We start from the raw sequence: 4,261 nt of genomic DNA, 5'->3' as shown, positions 1-4,261 counted from the left end.
GTATCGTGCAGCGCGGCCATCACGCGAAATTCGCGATCGATCGCGTGGGCCGAGGGCAGCAGCTTGGCCGCGGGGCCCGGCTTGCTGCGCATCACATAGGACTTGCCCGGCGTGACCAGCTTGTAGGTCGGGTTGGACTGGCCGCCCTTGAACTGCTCGACGCTCAAGGGGCCGTCAAAGCCCGGCAGCTTGGCGGCGAGGTAGGTCTCCAAAGCCGCCACGTCGAAGGCGTGGCTCGCGGCCACGGCCTTGGTGCCGGTGTACTGTTCTTCCATCGGTTCATCCTCGAGACCGGGTGAACCGATCTCTGTTCAGCGGTCGGTGACCGCCATCAGTTTTTCGCGCGACAACACCACCAGCCGCGTCGGCTCCACGCGCAGCACACCGTCGCGCTCCAGCTCTTTCAGCTCCTGGTTCACGCGCTGGCGCGAAGCACCCAGCAACTGCGCCAGGTCTTCTTGCGCCAGCTGCAGGCCGATGCGGATCTCTTCGCCTTGCTCGATGCCGTAGCTCTTGGCCAGCAGCAGCAACTGCTTGGCCAGCCGCGCGGCCAGCGGCTTGGTGTTCAGGTCTTCGATCAGGTTGAACATCAGCCGCAGGCGGCGGCAGTTCAGGCGCAGCAGCGCGTCGTACAGCTCCACATGCTGCGACAACAACTCGCGGAAGTCGGCCTTGCGGATGATCAGCAGCGTGGTCGGCCCATGCGCGGTCGCGTCGTGCGTGCGCGGCAGGCCGTCGAACAAGGCAATGTCGCCGAACCAGGTGCCCGGCTCCACATAGGTCAACGAGACCTGCTTGCCTGACAGGGACACCGAGCTGACGCGCACCGCGCCCTTGGCCACGCCGACCCAGTCTTCCGCTGGCGAACCGCGTGCTGCGAGCGGCGCGCCGTCGGCCAGACGCCGCACCGTGGCCCTGGCCAGGATGGCTGATCGCAGCGTCGCAGAGAGCGTTGAAAACCATGCACCAGCATCGATGTTGTGTCGCTCGTCGATTGTAAGAATGGGGGTATTCATCATTTGTCCCTGACGCGACAGCGGTCGCATCATTGCTCTCGGTATTGTCCACAGTACCAGGGTCACAGTCTCGATTCATTGAGGCAGCCACGAGACGGCACCTTCGCCAACCCTTCTTGGACTTCAGGAGACAACATGCACCACCCCGCGTCGTCTGTGATCTGCTCGCCCGAGGAATGGCAAACCCGCGTCGACCTGGCCGCCGCGTACCGGCTGGTCTCGCTGTTCCACTGGGACGACCTGGTCTTCACCCACATCAGTGCGCGCGTGCCGGGCGAAGACAACGCCTTCCTGATCAACCCGTACGGCATGCTGTTCGAGGAGATCACGGCCTCCAGCCTGGTGAAGGTGGACATCGAAGGCAACAAGCTCAGTGAGTCGCCGTACCCCGTCAACCCGGCGGGCTTCGTGATCCACAGCGCGATCCACTCGGCGCGGCACGACGCACATTGCGTGCTGCACACCCACACGCTCAATGGCGTGGGCGTGTCGGCCCAGCGCGAGGGCGTGCTGCCGATCTCGCAGCAATCGATCTTCGTGCTCGCAAGCCTGGGCTATCACGACTACGAGGGCGTGGCGCTGCGCGACGACGAGAAACCGCGCCTGGTGCGCGACCTGGGCGACAACACCTACCTGATGCTGCGCAACCATGGCCTGCTGACCGTGGGCTCGACGATCGCTGACGCCTTCCAGGCGATGTACCTGTTCGAAGCTGTGTGCGCGATCCAGATCCGCGCGCAGTCGGGCGGCGGTGAACTGGTGAGGGTGCCGCAGGCCATCATCTCGACCGCGCGCCAGCAGGCGGCGCAGGTCACCAAGGGCCTGGGCGGCAACCTGGCGTGGCCTGGGCTGATACGTCGGCTGGACCGCGAACTGCCGGGCTACGGGATGTAGTCGAGCGCTGCGCTACCGCTACTTGAAGTCCGGCTTGCGCTTGCCAAAGAAGGCGGCCAGGCCCTCGCCCCCGTTGGGGTGGAAGAGGTTGGTGACGAACGCATCGCGTTCCGCGTTCATCCCCTCTTGCAGGCTGCGCGACGGTGCGGCCTGGATCAAGTCTTTCGCCGTGGCCACCGCGTTGGGTGCCATGAATGACAGCTGCCGTGCCAAAGCCAGGGCCTGAGTCAATGCCTGGCCTGGCTCGGCGAGCCGGTTGACCACGCCGAGCGCATGCAGCCGCTCGGCCGACTGCGGCTCGGCCAACCACGCCAACTCCAGCGCCAACGCGCGGGGCAGGGCGCGCGCCAAGTGCCAGGTCGAGCCACCGTCGGGTGAGAAGCCGACCTTCGCGTACGAGAGCACGAAGCGCGCATCGCTCGCCGCGACGATCAGATCGCACGCCAGGGCAAGCGACATGCCACCTCCGGYGGCAAAGCCTTCGACCGCCGCGATGATCGGCTTCGGGAAGCTGCGCATCGCATCGACCAGGGTGTGGAAGAGGTCGATCGACGCAGCTTGCGCCTCGGGCGGCCGCTCGCGCGCGCCGCCGATTCGGTTCAGGTCGCCACCGGCGCAGAAGTGCGCACCGTCGCCACGCAGGATCACCGCGCGCACCTCGGGGTTCTGATCGGCCTGGTTCAGCGACTCGATCGCTGCGGTCACCGCTTGCGGTGACAGGGAGTTGCGGGTCGCCGGATCCGACAAAGTCAGGATCAGCGTGCGGTCTTCTTGCGCGGTAAGCAGTTCGGAAGGCATGGGGTCTCGCTGCGAAAACATCGCCGTCGGCCGGCGGCGGAAGACCATTCTTGCACTGTGATTCGGCAGGCGTTGGGCCAGGATCACAGGGGCATGTCAGCGCCCTGTTCTCGAGGTCAATCTGATAGAGTGATTTTCTACTTGCAACAACAAGTGCCTGCCGGCATGCCCCAACGAGCAACCGCGCTGATCTTTGCCTGTGCCACTGCGGCGTTAGCCATCGAGGCTCAGGCCATTGGTTTCGGCCGGTTGACGACGTCGGCGGTGCTGGGGCAGCCGCTGAGCCTGCCGATTCCCTTGCGGCTCGATCCCGGCGAACGCGTCGAGCCCGAATGCGTCAGTGCCGAGATCACCGTTGGCGACACCCAACTCAACCGTGACCGCATCCGCGTGCGGCTTGAGCCCTCAGGGGCTTCCGGCGGCTGGGTAGCCCGCATCACGACATCGGTGTCGATCGACGAGCCGGTGCTCGACATCAACCTGACGGTGGGTTGCGACAAGCGCTTCTCGCGCCGCTTCGTGGCCTTTGCCGACCCGCCTTCGACCGGCCAGGCAAGCGCCACACTGGTCGAGCCTGAAACTGTCGCGGCCCCGGCCAGCGGGGTGGTGCCGCTGGTGGCCAATGAGGCCGGGCTCACGGCCGAGGCACCGGCGCGCGGCCCGCGAGTTGCCAGCGTGCAGGGCGCGCGCAAGCCGGCGCGTTCGGCCTCGTCCGCTCACGCGCAAGCCGCGCCCAAGGCCGCGCGAAGCACGAAGAGGCGCGCCACAACGCCTGCGACCGCGGCCTCGCCGAGTCGGCCAAAAACCGTGGCGGCCTCCAACGGCGGCGCACGCCTGGTGCTGGAAGCCGATGGTCCCAGGCTGAAGCTCGACATGGAGGAGCCGATCTTCATGCCCCCGGCGCTGGTTGCGGGCGAGGGCGGTGCCAGCGTGCCCGAGAGTGAGGCGGGCGCCGTGACCGATGCCGAACGGCTGCGCCTGCTGGAAAAAGCCCTTGCTGATCTGCAACGCGAGAGCCAGTCCGGCCGAGAGGCTACAGGGGTCTTGAGGGCCCGCCTGGCCGAAGCCGAGAACCGCGGCCGCGCTGTGCCCTGGTTGGTCGGGCTGGTGTTGCTGGCCGTGGGCATTGCCGCGTGGTTGGCAGTGCGCTCGCGTCGCCACCAGCCTCACGTGACGAGTGAGGTGCCGCCGCACTGGTGGTCGCCTGAAGGTGAGCCGGCCTTGGCCGCTGAACCAGGAAGTCAGGGCAGCGGCCCGGTCGCTGAGCCGCCGCCGTCGAACCTGGGCGAGTTGGATGAGCATCACGAGGCGGCCGACACCTCGCCGCTGCCGGCTGCGCTGGCGTTGGAGCGCGACCTGCCGGCACCGGGTGGCGGGACCATCAGCTCGCGCTCGCCGGCATCGATGCCGCCGGTGAGCTTCCAGCCCGAGCCGATCCACGAGCGCACCATGGTGATCACGACGCCGCCCTTCGTCAGGGTGGAGCCGCCGGCCAGCGACCCGATGGCTCCGCGCGAGGTGTCGGTCGAAGAACTGCTGGACCTGGAGCAGCA

General features: G+C 67.2%; 5 protein-coding genes. 2 read left to right on the top strand and 3 right to left on the bottom strand.

Annotated features, from left to right (window positions below):
- On the bottom strand, nucleotides 1-275 hold a 275-nt coding region (locus tag AC1DYI_RS28175; protein WP_477207430.1), incomplete at its 3' end, for a phosphotransferase family protein.
- A 36-nt stretch (nucleotides 276-311) separates the two neighbouring features.
- Complete coding sequence (locus AC1DYI_RS28170; RefSeq protein ID WP_477207429.1) at nucleotides 312-1,016, bottom strand: Crp/Fnr family transcriptional regulator; 705 nt, start codon at nucleotides 1,014-1,016, stop codon at nucleotides 312-314.
- 135 nt (nucleotides 1,017-1,151) lie between these two features.
- Here AC1DYI_RS28170 and AC1DYI_RS28165 point away from each other — a divergent pair, with 135 nt between their 5' ends.
- Nucleotides 1,152-1,910 (top strand): class II aldolase/adducin family protein, encoded by a 759-nt coding sequence (locus tag AC1DYI_RS28165; RefSeq protein WP_477207428.1) that lies wholly within the window; start codon nucleotides 1,152-1,154, stop codon nucleotides 1,908-1,910.
- Nucleotides 1,911-1,928: 18 nt separating this feature from the next.
- On the opposite strand, the gene AC1DYI_RS28160 is transcribed toward AC1DYI_RS28165, so the two are convergent.
- Nucleotides 1,929-2,708, bottom strand: coding sequence for an oxepin-CoA hydrolase, alternative type (locus tag AC1DYI_RS28160; RefSeq protein WP_477207427.1), 780 nt, complete (start codon nucleotides 2,706-2,708; stop codon nucleotides 1,929-1,931).
- A 165-nt stretch (nucleotides 2,709-2,873) separates the two neighbouring features.
- Here AC1DYI_RS28160 and AC1DYI_RS28155 point away from each other — a divergent pair.
- On the top strand, nucleotides 2,874-4,261 hold a 1,388-nt coding region (locus AC1DYI_RS28155), incomplete at its 3' end, for a type IV pilus assembly protein FimV (RefSeq protein WP_477207426.1).

Source organism: Ideonella sp. P3_A4 (assembly GCF_056403075.1).
This window is presented reverse-complemented; position numbering and strand designations above follow the sequence as displayed.

What these genes read in the sequence shown, in the direction of transcription:
- AC1DYI_RS28170 (WP_477207429.1), bottom strand. Translation starts at nt 1,016, where the DNA reads ATGAATACCCCCATTCTTACAATCGACGAGCGACACAACATCGATGCT.
- AC1DYI_RS28165 (WP_477207428.1), top strand. Translation starts at nt 1,152, where the DNA reads ATGCACCACCCCGCGTCGTCTGTGATCTGCTCGCCCGAGGAATGGCAA.